The organism is Micromonospora sp. B11E3 (assembly GCF_039871625.1).
Taxonomy (GTDB): Bacteria; Actinomycetota; Actinomycetes; order Mycobacteriales; family Micromonosporaceae; genus Micromonospora.
The window spans coordinates 1-1,127 of the sequence record NZ_JBDPMC010000216.1 but is presented as its reverse complement, the minus strand read 5'-3'; the positions used below and the strand labels follow the sequence as shown (position 1 = coordinate 1,127).

Annotated in this window: 1 protein-coding gene; it reads left to right on the top strand. The window is 69.8% G+C overall.

Features of this window, described 5'->3' with window-relative positions:
* Window positions 1-1,127, top strand: a 1,127-nt coding sequence (locus ABGB16_RS33745; protein WP_347672103.1) for a hypothetical protein, incomplete at both ends; no start/stop codon positions are given.

The following is a 1,127-nucleotide window of genomic DNA, read 5'->3' as shown; positions in this document are numbered from 1 at the left end:
CAGGACGTCGGTCAATGACACGTCCGTCTCCGGTTACGACAGCATCTTCAGCCGCGATGGCAGGCCCGACGACACCTTCACGGTCAGTGAGATGTCCGTCTCCGGCGACGACGTGTTCAGCCGCGATGGCAGGCCCGACGATACCGTCACGGTCAGTGGAATGTCCGTCTCCGGCGACGACATCTTCAGCCGCGATAGCAGCTCCACCAACACCGTCACGTCCAGTGAGATCTCCGCACTGGACGAACCGATCAGTCGCGACCCGGCCAAGCGCGACATCGGGGACAGGGATCCGTTCAGTGACGTGTCCTCGTCGGCCGACTCGGCCGGTGGCGACCCGGTCGGGCGTGGCGAGCCGGCCAGCACGGCAACGGAGGCGGCGGTCCCGGCGCCCGGGCCGGCCGTCACGGCGGCCGAGTCCGCGCAGCGGGTCGCCGACTGGATCGATCAGACACAGGTGGGTTTTGGCAACAGCCGCGACCCGTGGTGGTGGTGCGTCCAGGCCACCCTCGACGCCTTCAGAGCCCAATACAAACGGCTCGGCAACCGGGCGGTATCCGACGACCGGATCCTCGGACCCGACGGCCGACTCGCACCCACCACCAGCTGGCCGCAACTCCTGGACATCCTCGACGCGACACCCGAACGCGTCGCCCACCCCGACGGAGTCACCCCACAGGACGTACTCGCCGCGCTGCGGGCGGCACCGGGATCGATGGTCGTGGTCAGGATCGCGCCGCCGAACGGGCCACAACACGTGTTCGCCCTCCACAGCGACCCACGACCACCCGGACCACCGACCATCAGGGTGCGCGACGGCCTGGTCCCCGGCGCCGAGGACCGACCCGAACCACCCGACCCGACCACCGACCCGTGGCTGCGACACCTGTTCGCATCGAACACCCGACTCGCCGTGTTCGACAGCACCGGACGACCCACCACCATCACCAACCTCCTGGCCGACCACACCACCGCACACCCGCAGCCGATCACCACGACCGGCACCGACCCCAGCGCCATCCTGCTCGCCTCCACCACCCCACCCCGCGGCCCGTCCCACGCCATGCAGGCGGAGACCACCTCCCCCTCTGACGCTCCGCCCGGCGATCGGCCGCCCGGTGCGGAAG